14 protein-coding genes and 2 pseudogenes are annotated in these 17,222 nt (G+C 73.6%); 6 read left to right on the top strand and 10 right to left on the bottom strand.

The features are described 5' to 3' along the window. Window positions 1–5: 5 nt before the first annotated feature. The 3 genes from ABZ193_RS20045 to ABZ193_RS20035 are packed head-to-tail and all read right to left on the bottom strand — an operon-like array spanning window position 6 to window position 4,791. Window positions 6–2,072 carry a hydantoinase/oxoprolinase family protein gene (locus ABZ193_RS20045; RefSeq protein WP_237336548.1) on the bottom strand — a complete coding sequence of 689 codons (2,067 nt, stop codon included), beginning with the start codon at window positions 2,070–2,072 and terminating at the stop codon, window positions 6–8. Continuing rightward, the gene (locus ABZ193_RS20040) at window positions 2,069–3,706 is read right to left on the bottom strand and encodes a hydantoinase B/oxoprolinase family protein (RefSeq protein ID WP_354710956.1); all 1,638 of its coding nucleotides are present in this window, start codon (window positions 3,704–3,706) and stop codon (window positions 2,069–2,071) included. Before ABZ193_RS20040 ends, ABZ193_RS20045 begins: the two co-directional genes overlap by 4 nt. Continuing rightward, a complete protein-coding gene (locus tag ABZ193_RS20035) occupies window positions 3,703–4,791 on the bottom strand; it encodes a tartrate dehydrogenase (protein ID WP_354710954.1) in 1,089 nt (362 codons plus the stop codon). The genes ABZ193_RS20040 and ABZ193_RS20035 overlap by 4 nt, the downstream gene beginning before the upstream one ends. Window positions 4,792–4,897: 106 nt before the next feature. On the opposite strand from ABZ193_RS20035, the gene ABZ193_RS20030 reads away from it, so the two are divergent. After that, entirely contained in the window at window positions 4,898–5,803 is a 906-nt protein-coding gene (locus ABZ193_RS20030) for a LysR family transcriptional regulator (protein WP_354710953.1), read from the top strand. 1 nt (window position 5,804) lies between these two features. On the opposite strand, the gene ABZ193_RS20025 is transcribed toward ABZ193_RS20030, so the two are convergent. The 6 genes from ABZ193_RS20025 to ABZ193_RS20000 all read right to left on the bottom strand — a co-directional run bounded on the left by ABZ193_RS20025 (window position 5,805) and on the right by ABZ193_RS20000 (window position 12,520). After that, entirely contained in the window at window positions 5,805–7,436 is a 1,632-nt protein-coding gene (locus ABZ193_RS20025; protein WP_354710952.1) for an ABC transporter ATP-binding protein, read from the bottom strand. Beyond that, on the bottom strand, window positions 7,433–9,091 hold the full coding sequence (locus ABZ193_RS20020; RefSeq protein ID WP_354710951.1) for an ABC transporter ATP-binding protein: 1,659 nt from the start codon (window positions 9,089–9,091) through the stop codon (window positions 7,433–7,435). Before ABZ193_RS20020 ends, ABZ193_RS20025 begins: the two co-directional genes overlap by 4 nt. After that, window positions 9,088–10,083, bottom strand: coding sequence for an ABC transporter substrate-binding protein (locus ABZ193_RS20015; RefSeq protein WP_354710950.1), 996 nt, complete (start codon window positions 10,081–10,083; stop codon window positions 9,088–9,090). Before ABZ193_RS20015 ends, ABZ193_RS20020 begins: the two co-directional genes overlap by 4 nt. Further along, window positions 10,076–10,888, bottom strand: coding sequence for an ABC transporter ATP-binding protein (locus tag ABZ193_RS20010; protein WP_354710949.1), 813 nt, complete (start codon window positions 10,886–10,888; stop codon window positions 10,076–10,078). Before ABZ193_RS20010 ends, ABZ193_RS20015 begins: the two co-directional genes overlap by 8 nt. Beyond that, window positions 10,885–11,994 (bottom strand): iron ABC transporter permease, encoded by a 1,110-nt coding sequence (locus ABZ193_RS20005; RefSeq protein WP_354710948.1) that lies wholly within the window; start codon window positions 11,992–11,994, stop codon window positions 10,885–10,887. Before ABZ193_RS20005 ends, ABZ193_RS20010 begins: the two co-directional genes overlap by 4 nt. A gap of 298 nt (window positions 11,995–12,292) precedes the next feature. Further along, the gene (locus ABZ193_RS20000) at window positions 12,293–12,520 is read right to left on the bottom strand and encodes a hypothetical protein (protein ID WP_237336556.1); all 228 of its coding nucleotides are present in this window, start codon (window positions 12,518–12,520) and stop codon (window positions 12,293–12,295) included. Between the two features lie 431 nt (window positions 12,521–12,951). Between ABZ193_RS20000 and ABZ193_RS19995 the strand changes: the two are divergent. From ABZ193_RS19995 to ABZ193_RS19980, 4 genes and pseudogenes are all read left to right on the top strand, one after another. Next, a pseudogene (locus ABZ193_RS19995) lies at window positions 12,952–13,350 on the top strand (class I SAM-dependent methyltransferase); the annotation flags it as partial. 109 nt (window positions 13,351–13,459) lie between these two features. Further along, entirely contained in the window at window positions 13,460–13,597 is a 138-nt protein-coding gene (locus ABZ193_RS19990) for a hypothetical protein (protein ID WP_354710999.1), read from the top strand. 118 nt (window positions 13,598–13,715) lie between these two features. After that, on the top strand, window positions 13,716–14,858 hold the full coding sequence (locus ABZ193_RS19985) for an NAD(P)/FAD-dependent oxidoreductase (RefSeq protein WP_354710947.1): 1,143 nt from the start codon (window positions 13,716–13,718) through the stop codon (window positions 14,856–14,858). A gap of 81 nt (window positions 14,859–14,939) precedes the next feature. Then, window positions 14,940–15,815 carry a DUF5829 family protein gene (locus ABZ193_RS19980; protein WP_354710946.1) on the top strand — a complete coding sequence of 292 codons (876 nt, stop codon included), beginning with the start codon at window positions 14,940–14,942 and terminating at the stop codon, window positions 15,813–15,815. A gap of 15 nt (window positions 15,816–15,830) precedes the next feature. Here ABZ193_RS19980 and ABZ193_RS19975 read toward each other — a convergent pair whose 3' ends face one another. Beyond that, window positions 15,831–16,412 (bottom strand): helix-turn-helix domain-containing protein, encoded by a 582-nt coding sequence (locus tag ABZ193_RS19975; RefSeq protein WP_354710945.1) that lies wholly within the window; start codon window positions 16,410–16,412, stop codon window positions 15,831–15,833. Between the two features lie 84 nt (window positions 16,413–16,496). Here ABZ193_RS19975 and ABZ193_RS19970 point away from each other — a divergent pair. Then, a pseudogene (locus tag ABZ193_RS19970) lies at window positions 16,497–17,129 on the top strand (alcohol dehydrogenase catalytic domain-containing protein); the annotation flags it as partial. Window positions 17,130–17,222: the final 93 nt, after the last annotated feature.

Genomic DNA, 17,222 nt, shown 5'->3' with positions numbered 1-17,222 from the left:
GCAGATCACTGGCCGACGTCGACGAGGAGCGTCAGGTCGGCGTCCACCCGGATGCGGCACTCCGGTCCGAAGCAACACGACGACTCGCGCTCCTCGAACACCGCGGGCCCGGCGATCTCGGTGCCCGGCCGCAGGCGGTACCGGTCCCAGACGCCCGCCCGCAGCCGGCCGTGCCCGGGAATCCACACCTCGCGCTCCCCGCGGCGAGACTCACCCGGGACCGGGTCGCAGCGCAGCACCACGTCGTGCCCGGGCAGCCGCGCCGTCAGCCGCCAGTTGACGACCTCCACCGGGCCGTCCAGGCAGCGCCCGAACGTCGCGCGGTAGGTCTCCTCGAAATCGCGGTGCAGGCGTCCGGCGTCGATCCGGGTGAGATCCGCCCCGGGCAGCCCGACCTCGATGTCGAACCCCTGCCCCACGTACCGCATGTCCGCCGACCGCCGGAAGCGGACCAGCTCCGGGTGTTCCGGGCGCAGCACCGCGGTGGCGTGCGCGGACATCTCGTCGTAGAGGCCGTCGACCCGGCCCCACTCGACCTCGGCCAGGGGCGAGGGCAGGCTGCGCACCTGGTCCACCGTGGGCGCGGCGACGAGGAACCCGTAGGCGGACATGACGCCGGCCCGCATCGGCACGATGATCCGGCCGATCTTCAGCTGCTTGGCCAGGCCGTAGGCGTGCACCGGGCCCGCCCCGCCGAACGCGATGAGCGCGAACCCGGCCGGGTCGCGGCCGTGCTCGGACAGGTGCATCCGCGCCGCGGCGGCCATGCTCGCCGTGGCCACCTCGACGATGCCGGCCGCCGCGCCGGTCCGGTCGAGACCGAGCGGCCCGGCCACGTCCCGGTCCACCGCCTTGCCGGCCTCGGCGGTGCGCAGCCGCATCTCCCCGCCGAGGAAGGTGGCCGGGTCGAGGTAGCCGAGCAGGAGATCGGCGTCGGTGACCGTCGGGTGCTCGCCGCCCCGGCCGTAGGCCACGGGCCCCGGCACGGACCCGGCGCTGCGCGGCCCGACCTTGAGCAGCCCCAGCGGGTCCGGGGCGGCGATCGACCCGCCGCCCGAGCCGATCTCGATCATGTCGGCGACGGTCAGCCGGACCGGCAGTCCCGAACCCGGCTTGAACTTGTCTACCCGCCCGGCCTCGAAGTCGTGCTTGCGGCGCACCCGGCCGCCGCTGACGATCGCGATCTTGGCCGTCGTGCCGCCCATGTCGAACGACAGCGCGTCCGGTTCACCGAGCCGGCGGGCCACGGCCGCGGCGGCGATCGCGCCCGCCGCCGGCCCGGATTCCAGCAGGCGGACGGGGAACTCCTTCGCGTCGTCGAGCGTCGTGACCCCGCCGCCGGAGAGCATGATGTGCAGCGGCGCGTCGACGCCCATCGCCAGCAGGTCGTCCCGCAGCGCGTCGAGGTAGCGCGCCATCAGCGGTTGCACGTAGGCGTTGAGGCAGGCGGTGCTCGCCCGCTCGTACTCGCCGATCACCGGCGCGACCGCGCTGGACAGGGTGACCGGCACGTCCGGGTGGGCGCGCGCGAGCAGCTCCCGGACCCGCCGTTCGTGCTTGTCGTCGCGGTAGGAGTGCAGCAGCGCCACCGCCACCGCCTCGACCCCCTGCGCGCGGAACTCCCGCACCCGCGCGAGCACCTCGTCCTCGTCCAGCGGCTCCAGCTCGGCGCCGTCGGCCGCGATGCGGCCCGCCACCCCGCGGCTCAGGTGCCGCGGGACCAGCGGACGAGCCGGGCGGGCGTGCAGGTCGGTGGTGTCGAACCGGATCTCCCGGCCCATCTCCAGGGTGTCGCGGAAACCGCGAGTGGTGAGCAGCCCGACGACGGCGCCGGTGCGTTCCAGCAGCGTGTTGGTCACCAGCGTGGTGCCGTGCACCACCCCGGCCACGTCGCCGGCCGGGGTGCCGGTCTCGGCCAGCAGGCGGGCGATGCCCGCGGTGATCGCCTCGTTGGGCGCGTACGGGGTGGTGGGCAGTTTGCCGGGCCACGTCAGGTCGCGCGCCGGGTCGTGCAGGAGCAGGTCGGTGAACGTCCCGCCGACGTCCACGCCGATCCGGGCCGTGCGGCTCATCGACGGGTCTCCTCTCGCGCGTCGGCGGTGGTGTAGCCGCCGAGTTCGTCGGCTTCGGCCAGGTGCGGCTCGCGGTCCTCCGGCGGGCCGAACCCGCCGCCGCCCGGGAACGAGATGAGCACCGACGCCCCGGGGGCCAGCTGTGACACCGACTTCAGCGGCACGCGTTCGCCGGTGTCCAGCACCGCGTGTGCGGCGGCGCCCGGCTCCCCGCCGGCCAGCCCGAGGGCCGGGTGCCGCTCGCGGTCGCCGAGCAGCACCATCTGCACCGGGCGTCGGGTCGGGTTGTGCACCTCGATGTCCTGTCCCAGCCCGCCGCGGCGCCGTCCCCGGCCACCCGAGCCCGCCCGCAGCTCCTTGCGCACGAACCGCAGCGGGGAAGTCGCTTCGAGCGCCTCGACGCTGCCGCTGCCGGAGTTGGTCGGGAAGGCGGTCGTGGACAGGCCGTCCTTGTCCTGCGAGGCGCCCATGCCGGCGTTGGCGAACAGCATCTGCGCGAAGGGACGTCCGTCGTCGTCGACGCCGGCGAACCGGACGCGCAGGGCGGGCGCGCCCCCGCTGTCGGCGACGACCCGGTCCGGCAGCACCGGCGCGAGCGCCTGATAGATCGCGCACGAGAGCAGGTGGCCGGTCAGGTGGCGCGCGACGACGGGCGCCGGGAACGTCGGGTTGACGATCGTGCCCTCCGGTGCGGTCACGCTGATCGCCCGGTAGGAGCCCCAGTTCGTGCGGGTGGCCGGGTCGAGGAGGATCTTCAGCGGGTACACCGAGTAGGCGCGGGTGTAGTTCAGGGTCGAGTTGGTCGAGAACGGCACCTGGGCCGAGGTCCCGGTGTAGTCGATCGTGATCCGGTCCCCGCTCACGATGACGGCGCACTCGATGTGCGTCGGGTGCCCCTCGACGCCGTCGGCGTCCACGCCCGCCCGGTACACGCCGTCCGGCAGCTCACGGATGGCCGTCCGCAGCGCGGTGTCGGCCAGCGCGTGCACCTCGGCGGCGAACCGCTCGAAGTCCGGTTCGCCGAAGTCGCTCAGGAACTCCTGCGCCCGCCGACGGCACACCGCGTGCGCGGCGGCCTGGGCTTCGAGGTCGCCCCACAACGCGCCGGGCAGCCGCACGTTGGCGAGCAGCAGGTCCTTGACCCCCTGCTCGACGCGGCCGGCCCGGAACAGCCGCAGCGGCGGGATCAGGATGCCCTCCGAGATCAGCTCGGTGGCGCCCATCGTCGGTGTGCCGCCGATGTCGGGGGAATGCGCGGCGGTGCCGGCGAAACCGACGAGCGCGCCCCGGTGGAAGATCGGGGTGATCATGGCGATGTCGGGCAGGTGCCCGGTCGCGATCCACGGGTCGTTCGTGATGACGCAGTCGCCGTCCTGCCAGTCCCCGGCCGGGAACCGGTCCAGGACCAGCCCGGTCAGGGAGCTCATGAGGGCCGCGAAACCGGGGATCCCGGCGCGCGACTCCGCCATGGTGCGCCCGCGGCGGTCCATCACCACGACGGTGTAGTCGTTGGACTCGCGGATGATGGTGGAGAACGCCGTGCGCAGCATGGTGGAGGCTGCCTCGTCGGTCGCGGCGGCCAGCCGGTCCCAGCGGACCTCCAGGCCGACCGGGTCGGTGACGGGCCGGGTCATGACATCACCGCCGCTGTGATCTCGTCGGCGATCGCCGCGCCGAGTTTCTCGGTCGTCCCGGAGCCGCCGAGATCGGGAGTGCGCACCTCCGGCCGCTCGTCGAGCACGGTCTCGATCGCGGCGACGACCTGCGCTGCCGCGGCCGGCTCCCCCAGGTGGTCGAGCATCATCGCGCCGCTCCAGATCTGCCCGACCGGGTTGGCGATCCCGCGCCCCGCGATGTCCGGGGCCGAGCCGTGCACCGGCTCGAACAGGCTGGGCCAGGTGCGGTCGGGGTTGATGTTGGCGCTGGGCGCGATGCCGATCGTCCCGGCGCACGCCGGGCCGAGGTCGGACAGGATGTCGCCGAACAGGTTGCTGGCTACGACGACGTCGTAGTCCTGGGGCCGCAGGACGAACTTGGCGGTGAGGATGTCGATGTGGTCGGAGTCCGCGGTCACGTCGGGGTACCGCCCGGCCATCGCGGCCGCGCGCTCGTCCCAGTAGGGCATGGTGATGGAGATGCCGTTGCTCTTGGTCGCCCACGTCAGGTGCTTGCGCGGGCGCGCGGCGGCCAGCTCGAACGCGTACCGCAGCACCCGGTCCACTCCGGTCCGGGTCATCACGGTCTCCTGCACCACTGTTTCGCGGTCGGTGCCCTCGAAGATCCGGCCGCCGATGCTGGAGTACTCGCCCTCGGTGTTCTCGCGGACCACGACGAAGTCGATGTCGCCCGGTCCGTGGTCCCGCAGCGGGCTGCGCACCCCGCGCAGCAGCCGGACCGGCCGGAGGTTGACGTACTGGTCGAACCCGCGCCGGAACCGCAGGAGGCTCCCCCACAGCGACACGTGGTCGGGCACGACGTCGGGCCAGCCCACGGCGCCGAAGAAGATCGCGTCGAAGCCGCCGAGCACTTCCCGCCAGTCCGGCGGCAGCATTTCGCCGTGGCGCACCCAGTAATCGGCGCTGGCGAAGTCGAACTCGGTGACGTCGAGGCCGAAGCCGTGGGCGCGGGCGGCGGCGCGCAGGCACCGCAGGCCCTCGGGCACGACCTCACGTCCGATGCCATCCCCCGGGATGACGGCGATGCGGTAACGGTGGGACACGGCAGGCTCCTTGTGCTCGGGCCCTTCACCTTGATCGGCGCCGCACCCCACGACAAGAGCTCTCCGGGCAACCTATCCTTTCGCTCAGGGAAAGAAAGGGGCGCGGATGAGCTCGATCGACGATCTCCGCTTCTTCCACGTGGTCGCCGCGAGCGAGACGCTCACCGCCGCCGCGCGCGAGCTCGGGTCTTCGCTGCCCGCGGTCAGCAAACGCCTGCGGGCGCTGGAACAACGGCTCGACGCGCGCCTGGTGCACCGCGGCACGCGCCGGCTGGTGCTGACCTTCGAGGGCGAGCTCTACGCCGCCCGCCTGGAGACGATCCTCGACCAGGTCCGCGAGCTCGACGACCTGATCACGCACCGCTCGGCCGACCTGCGCGGCTCGGTCGTGGTCCAGGCCACCCTCGGGCTCGGACGCGCGCACGTGGCGCCCCTGCTCGGCGAGTTCACCGCCCGGCACCCCCAGCTGAACGTCCGGCTGCACACCACGGCGCTGCCGCTGCGCCCGCACCGGCGCGAGTTCGACATGGCCGTCCACGTCGGCACCCCGCCGGATTCGACACTGCGGATGCGGCGGCTGGCCCGCAACCGCCGGGTGCCCTGCGCCGCACCGTCCTACTTGGACCGCAAGGGCATGCCCGAACGGGTCGAGGACCTGGCCGACCACGACTGCATCGTGCTGCGCGAGAACGAAGGGGACTTCGACCTGTGGCGGTTCGGCACCGCGGGCAGGCCGAGGCAGGTGCGGGTGCGCGGCCGCCTGTCGAGCAACGACGGGGACGTCGTCACCGACTGGGCGCTGCAGGGGCACGGGGTGATCATGCGCTCGGAGTGGCAGGTCCGGTCGTATTTGGACAGTGGCGAGCTCGTCCGCGTGCTGCCCGGAGTCCCCACCCCGCCGGCCGACATCTACGCCCTCCTCGCCGACGACGTCCACGTGCCCCGGCGGGTCAGCGAGCTGATCGACCACCTGGCGGCCCGGCTGCCGGACCGGATCGCCGGGGCGCGCTGAGTCAGGGCAAGTGGATCGTCCGGTCACAGCGCGCCAGCGTGGCCGGGCGGTGGGCGATGACCAGGATGCCGATGTCCTCCCCGGTGGCGGCGAGTGCGGTGGTGATGGCCTGGTCGGCGTCGGGGTCGAGGTTGGCCGTCGCCTCGTCGAGGATGAGGATGCGCGGGTTCATCAGCAGCGCGCGGGCGACCGCGACGCGGGCCCGCTGCCCGCCGGACAGCCCGGCCCCGGCCTCGCCGACCGGGGTGTCCAGGCCGTCCGGCAGGCCGGCCCGGGGGTCGAGGATTCCCGCCCGTCGCGCCGCTTCCGCCACCTCGTGGTCGGCGGCCGAGGGGCGGCCGAGCCGGATGTTCGTCGCGATCGTGCCGGCCAGCAGTCCCGGCTCCTGGGGCACGATGCTGATCGCGTCGCGCAGGTCGTCGTCGGCCAGGTCGGTCAGCGCAACCCCGTCCAGCGTGATGCGACCGCCGTCGGGGTCCCACATGCGGACGGCGAGCAGCGCGCACGTGGTCTTGCCCGCGCCGGAGGGGCCGGTGAGCGCGACGCGTTCCCCCGGCCGCACGGCGAGCGACACGTCGCGCAGCACGGGCGGCCCGTCGCCGTACCCGAAGGTGACGGCGTCGAACACCAATCCGGTCGCGTGCTCGCGTGGCGGCAACGCCTGAGGCGACCGGGGTTCGTCCACGGCGGGCGGCCGGTCCAGGACGCCGGTGATCCGCGTCGCCGCGGCGCGCAGGGTGCCGAGGTTGCGCAGCAGGTCGGAGATCTGGGCCAGTGGCCCGATCGCCGCCACGGCGAGGACCGTCGCGACCGGCGCGAGTGGACGGCCGACCGTGGCGAGGTTGGCCGCGCACACGGCGAGGGCGCCGATCCCGGCAAGTGCGGCCGTCGCGTCGTGCACCGCGCGTTCCACCCCGGCCCGGAAGCCGATCCTGGCCTGCACGGCGGCCAGGGTGCCGGTGAGCCGCCCGAGCGCCCCGAGCCGCCGTTCCAGCGCCCCGGCCGCGGTGAGCTCGCCGAGCCCGTGAACGGTGTCCACGAGCTCGGCGTTCAGCGCCGCGACCGCGCCGGTCAGCTCCGCGCCTTGCCGGGTGGCCACCCGGCCGGTCAGCCACGGCAGCGCCGCGGTCACGGCGACCAGCGGCACCCACACCAGCAGCAGCCACGGGGTGACGAGCAACGACAGGGTCGTGGTGGCGGCGATCAGCACCGCACAGGTGAGCGCCTGGGCGGCGGTGTGGGCGTAGAGCCACTCCAGCCGGTCGAGGTCGGCGAACGCGACCGACACGAGGTCCCCGCTCCGCCGCGGTTTCGCGCGGTCGGGCAGGCTGACGCGGAAGGCGCCGAACACGCGGGCGCGCAGGGTGGCGATCAACCGGTAGGCCAGGTCGTGGGAGACCCAGGATTCGCGCCAGGTCATCGCGGCGGTCAGCACCGCGAGTCCGAACAGGACGAACGCAACGGCCGTCAGCGGCGCCGAGCCGGTGGCGGCGATCCGGCCGGCGAGCCAGGTGCCGGCCACCGCCAGCGACAGCGTGCCGAGCTGGACGACGACGTTGGCCGCCAGTGTCCAGGCGAAGGCGGCCTTCTGCTCGGCGATGACCGGCAGCAGCCGCCGGAGCGGGCCGCTCACGCCGCGACCCCGGCGACACTGGCGACGCGGCCGGATTCGATCGTGACCAGAGTGGTGGCGTCGCGCAGCGCGGTTTCCCGGTGGGCGATCACGATCCGGGTGACGTCCGGGCAGTGTCGCGCGAGCCGGGTCAGGACGCGGTGCTCGGTGTCGACGTCCAGCGCCGAGGTCGCTTCATCGAGGAGCAGCACCGGGGTCCGGGCCAGCACGGCGCGGGCGATGGCCAGCCGCTGCCGCTGCCCGCCGGAGAGCCGCGACCCGTTCTCGGTGAGCACCGTGGCGAACCCGTCGGGCAGCGCCTCGATGAACCCCAGCGCGTCGGCGACGTGAGCGGCCGTGCGGACCTCCGCCGTGGTGGCGCCGGGCCGGGCGAGCCGGAGGTTCTCCTCCACGGTCCCGTGGAAGAGGTAGGTGTGCTGGCCGACGACGGCGATGCTCGCCCGCAGCGCGGCGAGGGTGTAACCGGTCAGCGGGGTGCCGTCCAGCTCGATGCGGCCGTGCTGGGGATCGGCGTGCCGGACGAGGAGCCGCGCCAGCGTGCTCTTGCCCGCCCCGGACGGGCCTGCGATCCCCGTGGTGCTCCCCGGCGCGCAGTCGAAGCTCACCTCGTGCACACCGGCGCCGTTCGGGTAGCGGTAGGTGACCTCGCGCAGCCGCACTCCGGCGCCCGGGCGGGCCGGTTCGGTGCGGGTTCCGGTGTCGGCGACGGCCGGTCGCGCCGTGCGGATCTCCTCCAGCCCGGCGGCCGCGCCCAGGCCCTGGTACCCGAGGTGCCAGTGCGCGGACAGGTCCAGCACGGGCCGGAAGCATTCCCTGGCGCACAGCAGGAACAGCAGCACCGAACCCGCGGGCGCCGCGCCGCCGAGCACCCCGGCGCAGGCGACGACGATGGTGGCGGCGGTGCCCAGGTGCAGCGCGAGCGCGCTGACACCGGCCTCCACCAGTGACACCCGCAGCTGCGACATGGTCGACCGGTGCAGGTCCCCGCCGCGCGCGGCGAGGAGGTCGCCGGTGCGCCGCCCCGCGCCGAACATCCGCAGGACCGCGATCGCCCTGGTCGCTTCCAGATAACCGGCGGCGAGCTGTTCGTAGGCCCGCCACCGGGTACGTCCGGTGCGCATCAGCCGGGCGTCCCAGAACCGGGGCACCGCCACCGCGCACAGCACCGCCACGGCCAAGACAGTGGCGGCGGGCGCCGACACCGTGAACAGCCACCCGGTGACCGCGGCCGGGACCAGGCAGGTAACCAGGAGCTGGGGCAGGTAGCGGCTGTAGTAGGCGTCCAGGGCTTCCACCCCGTCGACGACCGTGTGCGCGACCGCACCGGCCCGCTCCCCCTGCGCCCACGCCGGGCCCAGCTCGGCGATGCGGCGCAGCAGGGTGGCCCGCAGCCGGGTGCGGATCGCGATGCCGAACCGGGCGGCGGCGACCTCGCGCGCCCACACCAGCACCGCCCGCACGGCGACCACCCCGGCCAGCACCGCGAGGGTGGCCGGCACCGCCGCGACGTCCCCGCCGGTCAGGTCGGCGAGGACGGCGGCGGTCAGCACGGCCGCGGCGACGTGGGCGGCCGACACCAGCACGGCCAGCGCCGCCAGCAGCGCCACCGGTCCGGCGACGACCCCCGCCAGGCGCAGCAGCCCGCGGTGGATCACGACGCGAAGGCGCCCGGGTGCAGCTGCTGGGCGATTTCGCGCACCACCGAGACGTTGCCGAGGGTGCCCGGGTAGGTGTCGGCGGCGTCGATCGCGATCAGCCGGCCCTCCCGCACCGCGGTCACGTTCGGGAACGTGCGGGTCAGGTAGTCGCGGGTGGCCTGCTCGTGCTCAGGCGAGTTGACGGCGAACACGATCGCCTGCGGGTCGGCCGCGGCGAGCGCCTCCGGGGTGATCTGGGCGGCGAAGAACTTGGCGAACCGCGGGTCCTGCGGGGAGAACACGTTGCTCCCGCCGGCCCGGCGGATGATGTCGTACTCGATGCCGGCGCCGATCGCGGTCACCGTGGTGCCCTCCAGGTACACCTGGGCCACGGTGGGCTTCGCGCGGCCGGCGATCGCGGCGTCCACTTCGGACAGGTTGGCGCGGCTCTGCGCGATCAGGGTGCCGGCGCGGTCGGGCACGGCGAAGATCCGGCCGAGGTTGTCCAGGTCGGTGAAGATGTCCTCGACGGTGCCGGTCATGCGCCGCTGGGCGCAGCCGCCGGTGGCGACGTAGGCGGTCACGCCGGCCTGCGCGAGCTGGTCCAGGCCGGCGAAACCCTGCTCGGCGGTGAACTCGTACATCGTCGGGGAGAACACGAAGTCCGGTTTGACGTTGAGCAGCTGTTCCCGGCTCGGCGGCCCGGACTCGCTGAGCACCGGCACGGCGGCGGCCTGGGCGGCGACGTCGGCGGGCAGCGGCGCGGTGTCCGTCTGCGCCTGCCCGACGAGCTTGTCCGCCAGCCCCAGCCGCAGCAGCAGCTCGGTCTGGGACGGGCTCAGCCCGACGGCCGCGGCCGGGGTCGACGGCACGCTGATCTGCCGATCGCAGTTGGTGATCGTCACCGCCTGGGCGGTGTCCGGCGAGGCGTTCGGGGTGACCGCGGAGCCGCACCCGGCGACCAGGGTGGCGCCGAGGGCGAGCGCGATCAGGGGCGCGGTTCTAGGCATGGATCTCATCTCTGTTCGTACCGGGGCAGGGACCAGTCCGGTGTGGATGGTCGAAAACCAGGACCGGGCCGCCGGTGCCCGGGTGGGTCAGGCGCGTGACCCCGACGTGGAAGACCTCCTCGACCACCCGCGGGGCGAGGGCCTCGGCGGGCGGCCCGGCGGCGACGAGGCGGCCGGCGTCGAGGACCGCGATCTCGTCGCAGTGGGTGGCGGCGAGGTTGAGGTCGTGCAGCGCCGCGATGACCGTGCGGCCGAGGCCGGCCGCCAGGCGCATGAGCTCCAGCTGGAAGGCGATGTCGAGGTGGTTGGTCGGCTCGTCGAGGACCAGCACCGGGGTGTCGGCGGCGAGGGCGCGGGCGAGCATCACCCGCTGGCGCTGCCCGCCGGAGAGCCGGCCGATGGGCCGGTCGGCGAGGTCCGTGGCGCCCACCGTGTCCAGCGCGGTCCACGCCAGGTCCAGGTCGGCGTCGGTGTCGCGGCCGAACCCGCGCTGGAACGGCACCCGGGACAGCAGGACGACGTCCAGGACCGTCATGTCGAACTCGGTAGAGGTCTCCTGGGTCATGACCGCCACCGTCCTGGCGACCTCGCGGCGGCCGGTGCGCCACACGTCCTTCTCGCCGAGCAGCACCCGGCCGGACTCCGGCGCGACCGCGCGGTAGAGCGTGCGCAGCAGCGTCGACTTGCCGCTGCCGTTGGGGCCCACCAGCCCGAGGAACCGGCCGGAGGGCACCTCCAGGTTGACGTCGCGCAGCACGGCGCGGCCCGCCAGGCTGACACCGACGTGGTCGAGGCGCACCCTCATCGGTCGAGTCCCGCCCGCGCCGCCGTGTCCCGGCGCATCAGCCACAGGAAGAACGGCGCCCCCACCACCGCGGTGAGGATGCCGATCGGCACCTCGGCCGGCGCGGCGACCGTGCGCGAGAGCAGGTCGGCGAGCATCAGGAACGCGGCGCCGCCGAGCACCGCGACCGGCAGCATCCGCCGGTGGTCGGCGCCGACGAGGATCCGGGCCACGTGCGGGACCACCAGGCCGACGAAGCCGATTCCGCCGCTGACCGACACGATCGAGCCGGTCAACAGCGCCGCGGTGACCAGCAGGACCGCGCGCAGCCGGTTCACGTCCACCCCGAGCGCGGTGGCCGATTCGTCGCCGCTGAGCAGCGCGTTCATCGCCCGGGTGCGCAACCCGACGACGAGGCACGCGGCCACGAACGCCACCGCGGGGACGGCCAGTGAGCTCATCGACGCGGCGGACACGCTGCCCAGCAGGAAGAACAGGACGCTGAACACGTTCTGCGCCTCGGTGGTCAGCGTCAGGTAGCTCGTGACGGCGCTGAACAGGGAGCCCAGGGCCACGCCGGAGAGGATCATCCGCGTCGGGGACAGGATGCCGCGGTGCCGCGCGGTGAGCGCCACGGCCAGGCTCGCCACCAGCGCGCCGGCGAAGGCCGCGGCCCCGAGCGGCAGCCCGCCGACCGCCGCCGACCCGAGAGTGATGACGAGAACCGCGCCCACCCCGGCGCCGGAGGACACGCCGAGCAGGTAGGGCTCGGCGAGCGGGTTACGCACGATCACCTGCATGATCGCCCCGGCCAGCGCGAGTCCGGCGCCGGACAGCGCGGCCAGCAGCGCGCGGGGCAGGCGGAACTGCCACACCGCCTGGTCCTGCAGCGGGGTCAGGCTGCCGTCGGACATCCACGGCATGCCCGGCAGCAGGTGCCCCACCACGATCCGGGCCGCGTCGGTCACCCCGACGTCGACCGTGCCGACCGCCCCGGACACGACGACCAGCAGCAGGATCGCCACGACGAGGGCGCTGACGGTGATCCGCGACGCGAGGCGGGAGCGGTGGACGGACGCACGCAGGCGGCGATCCAGCGCGACGGGTGGGCGCGGGCGAACGAGCACGAGTGGGGGCCGATCGGTCAGTGGCGGGGACGGACGGAGCATAACCGACATCGACAATCGTTTTCAACGATGTCGTGCGAGCCTGATCACAAGGGGGGCCGGGAGTTCGAAGTGGACAGCCGCACTGGAGCGCGGCTCCGAGCGGCCGTCAACGGCGGTGTTGACGTGCAGGCAGGTCACCTCGTAGCCGCGGCCCGCGGCGACGAACCGGCACGTCAGGCCGACGAGTGCGCGGGCGAGGTGGCGAGGTCCACCGCGCCGACCACCTCCGCCACGCTCCGGGGCACGGGTTACGGAGTCATCGGCGCGTAATGACGTGCAGGCCGTGCGACCCCTCCGCCGGTTCCGCCCGCAGGCCGGCCGGGGCGAGTTCGTCGGCCATCTGCCCGGGCGTGAAGACGTGCCAGTGGTCCGACGCCTTCAGCTGGGCGACCTGGCGATCGCCGTCGGACACCGTGTAGGACATGTGCCAGGTGACGGCGTCCGGCCCGGCCGGTTCGGCGGAGGCAGCGCGGAGGTAGGACAAGCGTCCGGCTCGCGATCAGCCCGGCGACCCGGTCCGGCACGCGCGCGGTCAGCACGTCGGCAGCCGGCACCATGACACGCTGCGCGAGATCCTCGTCGTCCACGATCCGCGCGAGCAGCGCCGTGCGCAGACCGGGATGCGGCTCGATCGCCACGATCTCCGCGCCCGGAAACGCGGCCGCCAGCATCGTTGTCCCGATCCCCGTGCCGGCCCCGACATCGACCAGGACCCCGGTCGCCGGATTCAGCCCGGCCAGCGCCTCTGCCAGCGCGGGCCCCGGCTCACGCCACGCCTGTGGCAGCAGGACCGCCACGTACTCACCGGTCCGGTCGTAGAACTCGGCGCTGTCCATCGCGGCGGCTCCCCCTCTTGGTCACCCGCGGAGCCTATTCTGCAATGAGACTCATTTTCAAGCCAGTTGGGAGAACGCCATGACCCACGATCTCAGCCAGCACCCCGAGTACTTCTGGGAGAACCTCTACCGGGACCGCCGCCAGGACACCGCACTCTGGGGCTCGCGGGTCAATCCACGCCTCGCCGAGGTGGCGGCGGATCTGCCCGCCGGCGCCGCACTCGACCTCGGATGCGGCGCGGGCGGGGACACGATGTGGCTGGCCCGCCGCGGATGGCGGGTCACGGCGGTGGACATCTCCCCAACGGCCGTCGCGCAGATCCTCCGGCTCGCCCAGCAAGCCGGCCTCGGCGACCTCGTGACCGCCGAGCGGCACGACCTGGCGCACACCTTCCCGGACGGCTCCTTCGACCTCGTCTCGGCGCAGTACTTCCACACGCCCTTCGCCCTGCCCCGGGCCGCGATCCTGCGCGCCGCCGCTCAGGCCCTGCGCCCAGGTGGCCGGCTCCTCGTCGTCGACCACGGGTCCATCGCCCCCTTGGTCCTGGAACCAGGACCAGGGCACCCACATCCCCAGTCCCGCCGAAGTGCACGCCGAACTCGGGCTGCCCGCCACCTGGATCGTCGAGCGGGCCGACCGCCCCCAGCGCGAAGCGACCGGGCCCGACGGACAGACCGCGACGGTCACCGACAACGTCCTGCTCATCCGCCGGTCCGCCGGCTGAGCGGACGCGCCGCTGCCAGCGTGCTGTGCGCCCGCTGTCAGCGTGCTGTGCGCCCGGTGCCAGCGAACCCCGCCAGTGTCGCCGACGACGACGTTCCCGACACTGGAGGAAGTTCCCGATGCGCAGCCCAGTCACGATCATCGGCGCCGGCCTCGGCGGGCTCATCCTCGCCCGCGTGCTGCACGTCCACGGCATCCCGGCCGAGGTCTACGAGGCGGAGCCGTCGCCGATGGCGCGCACGCAGGGCGGGATGCTCGACATCCACGACTACAACGGTCAGCTCGCGGTGCAGGCCGCCGGCCTGATGGCGGAGTTCCGCGGTCTCGTGCTGGAGGGCCGCCAGGCGATGCGGATCCTCGACCGGACCGGCGCCGTGCTGTTCGAGAAGTCCGACGACGGCACCGGCGGCCGCCCCGAGGTGCAGCGCGGTGAGCTGCGCCGGATGCTGCTCGACGCGCTGCCAGCCGGCACCGTCCACTGGGGACACAAGGCGAGCGGCGCCCGCACCCTCGGCGACGGGCGGCACGAGGTGACCTTCACCGACGGCCGCATCGTCGTCACGGACCTGCTGGTCGGCGCCGACGGCGCGTGGTCCCGGGTCCGGCCGCTGCTGACCGGCGCCACACCCGAGTACACCGGCACCGCGTTCGTCGAGACGTACCTGTTCGACGCCGACACGCGGCACCCCGCCACGGCGAAGGCGGTCGGCGGCGGATCGATGATCGCGCACGGCCCCACCCCCGACGCGGCGATCTTCGCCCACCGCGAGCGCGGCGACACCCTGCACGGCTACCTCGAACTCACCCGGCCGCTGGACTGGTTCGCCGCCGTGGACTTCGCCGACCCCGCGGCGGCCACCGCGCGGATCGCGCGGGAGTTCGACGGCTGGGCGCCGGAACTGACCGCGCTGATCACCGACAGCGACACCGCCCCGGTCCTGCGCCCGCACCACACCCTGCCCACCGGGCACCGCTGGGAGCGCGTGCCGGGAGCGACGCTCGTCGGCGACGCCGCGCACCTCGCCGCACCCAACGGCGAAGGCGCGAACCTGGCCATGCTGGACGGCGCCGAACTCGCCCAGGCGCTCGCCGCCCACGACGACGTCGAAACCGCACTGGCCGAGTACGAACAGGCGATGTTCACGCGGGCCGCCAACCCACCCGACGAGAGCGCCGTCCTGGAAAGCGTTTTCGGCGACAGCGTCCCGCAGAGCCTGGCCGCCCTGTTCGAGGACCGGACCGGTACTGCGCAAAACGGGTGACGGCCGGAACGATTCCGGCAACACGGTTCTACTGTCGTCGGCATGGGGAGACATCGAAGAATTCTCAGCATGCTTTGCGCGATGGTCGTGGGGTTCGCCGGAACCGCCGGCGCCACGGCGACCGCCGCCGGGGACAGGCAGTTGCTGTACTTCAACCACGCGTACGGGGTGATCGACCGCGAGACGGCGGACGCGGTCGAAAATTCGCAGTTCCTGCGCGAATTCGCCAACTTCCAGGTCCGGACCACCACCGGCGGTGGGCAGACGTGGACCGCCCGTTACGTGCTGGGCCGGGAAACGTACCTGGAGCTGTTCGGGGTCGGCGACCTGGCCGGCCAGAACGGTGTCCTCGGCGCAGGCGGGCTGGCGGTCTCGGCCGAGCGGGACGGCGACCTGGGGGCCGCGGCCGAGCGACTGCGGGCACTGGGCGACGGACCGGTCCTGTCCCTGCAGACGCGCGACTTCGGCGACGGGGTCCCGGTCCCGTGGTTCGACGTGGTCTTCACCAGCGGCATCACCACCTACGACGCCTTCGGCGCGTGGGGCATGGAGTACCGGCCGGAGTTCTTCGCCGACCCGCGGAGCAACACCGAGCCGGCCTCGTACCCGGGCGACGTGGGACGGGAACGCGTCCTGCCGGACGACTACGCCGGCCACCTGATGCGCGAAGTCACCGCGATCCGGATCGGGATCACCGCGGGCGACCACGCCGACACGGTGCCGCTGCTGCGGGCCGGCGGTTTCGCGGTCCGGACCACCCCGCACGGCACGGTCGCCACGCGCGGCGGCACCACGATCCGGCTGGATGTCGTGCCACTGGCCGAAATCGGGTTGCGGAGTGTCGAGTTCTCGCTCAGCGAGGCGGTGAATCACCGCCACGTGGAGCGGATCGGCGACTCCGAACTGGTGGTCGGGCCGGGACCGCGTGCGCACTGGACGTTCGAGTTCCGGGACTAGGGATCCGCATGCGGATCAACGCCGCCGCGAGGAAGGCCGGAGCCCGTCCATCAGGAGGTTCAGCAGCCGGTCTGCCATCGCCTTGTGCCCGGGCGAACCGGCCACGGTGAAGATGCCGATCAGTGCGGCGGCGATGTCTTCGGCGGGGACGTCGGCACGGAGTTGCCCGCTCGCGCGACCGGCGTCCAGGATCTCGTCGATGGCCCCAAGCAGCTCGGTCCGGGTGTGGGCGTGCCCGATCTCCCCCGACTCGATCATCGCGAGCAGCGTGTCGAGCATCCCGTTCTTGGTGGCGATCCACTCGCCGAACAGGTCCATCCAGCGTCGCAGCGCCGCGGGCGGGTCGAGTTCGGCGAGCAGCTCACGGGCACCGGAGGTGAGCCGCGTGACCTGGTCCCGGTAGACCGCGTCGACCAGCGACTCCCGGGTCGGGAAGTGCCGGTAGAGCGTGGCGATGCCGACCCCGGCCGCACTGGCGATCGCGCGCATCGACGGCTCGGTCTCCGACGAGGCGAACAAGCGGGTCGCGACCTCCAGCAGCTGCTGCCGGTTGCGGGCCGCGTCCGCGCGCGGTCTGCGGGTCTCCTCGGCGGCCAAAACGGATCACGCTCCACTTGTGCTAGCCTGGTGTTGAAACGGAGCATAGTCCGCTTGCTGAGCCGCGACAGGAGACAGGTGAGCATGGCAGAACCGAACGTCACCACGCCGGTGACGACGAGCCGGGCGGTTCAGTTCGAGTCGTTCGGCGGACCGGAGGCCCTGACCGTCCGCGAGGTGCCCGTGCCGGTGGCCGGTCCGGGGCAGATCCGCGTGCGGGTCGCCGCGGCCGGCCTGAACCCGATGGACTGGTTCATGACCTCGGACGCGGAGACCGCGGCGCGATTCGGCTTGAGCCTGCCGTGCGGGTTCGGCACCGACTACGCCGGGGTCGTGGACCAGGTCGGCGACGGCGTGCGCGAGTTCGCGGTCGGCGACCGGGTGTTCGGCGGCGCCCTGTCCCGCGCGGTCGCCGACCACGTCGTGGTGGACGAGGCGGGGACCATCGCGGTGGGCGGCGAGGCGCACCGCACCCCGGAGGGCGTCGACGACCGCACCGCCGCCACCCTCGCCATCGCGGGCCGGACGGCGGCCGCGGCGCTGGCCGTGGTCGGCCCCGGCCCGGGTGACACGGTGCTCGTCGGTGGCGCGGGAGGCGGGGTCGGCGTGTTCGCTGTCCAGCTCGCGCGCCGAGCGGGTGCGCGGGTGATCGGGACGGGGTCGGCGTCCTCGGCCGAGGCCCTGCGAGCCCTGGGGGCCGAGCCGGTGACCTATGGCTGCTGATTCCGTCGAGGCCGATCTGGTACGTGAGCGAGCGGTGACGGCGATGCGGGTGCTGCGTGAACTCATCCCCTGGGAGGGGTACGCCCT

Origin of the sequence: Amycolatopsis sp. NPDC006125, assembly GCF_040614195.1 — a bacterium.
GTDB classification, from domain to species: Bacteria; Actinomycetota; Actinomycetes; order Mycobacteriales; family Pseudonocardiaceae; genus Amycolatopsis_E; species Amycolatopsis_E tucumanensis.
The sequence above is the reverse complement of the archived record's forward strand: the minus strand, read 5'-3'. Positions and strand labels throughout refer to the sequence as shown.

Excerpts from the sequence above, each read along its gene's own strand:
- ABZ193_RS20010 (WP_354710949.1), bottom strand. The coding sequence starts at position 10,888 with ATGAGGGTGCGCCTCGACCACGTCGGTGTCAGCCTGGCGGGCCGCGCC.
- ABZ193_RS19980 (WP_354710946.1), top strand. The coding sequence starts at position 14,940 with ATGGTCGTGGGGTTCGCCGGAACCGCCGGCGCCACGGCGACCGCCGCC.
- ABZ193_RS20030 (WP_354710953.1), top strand. The coding sequence starts at position 4,898 with ATGAGCTCGATCGACGATCTCCGCTTCTTCCACGTGGTCGCCGCGAGC.
- ABZ193_RS20040 (WP_354710956.1), bottom strand. The coding sequence starts at position 3,706 with ATGACCCGGCCCGTCACCGACCCGGTCGGCCTGGAGGTCCGCTGGGAC.
- ABZ193_RS20015 (WP_354710950.1), bottom strand. The coding sequence starts at position 10,083 with ATGCCTAGAACCGCGCCCCTGATCGCGCTCGCCCTCGGCGCCACCCTG.
- ABZ193_RS19985 (WP_354710947.1), top strand. The coding sequence starts at position 13,716 with ATGCGCAGCCCAGTCACGATCATCGGCGCCGGCCTCGGCGGGCTCATC.
- ABZ193_RS20045 (WP_237336548.1), bottom strand. The coding sequence starts at position 2,072 with ATGAGCCGCACGGCCCGGATCGGCGTGGACGTCGGCGGGACGTTCACC.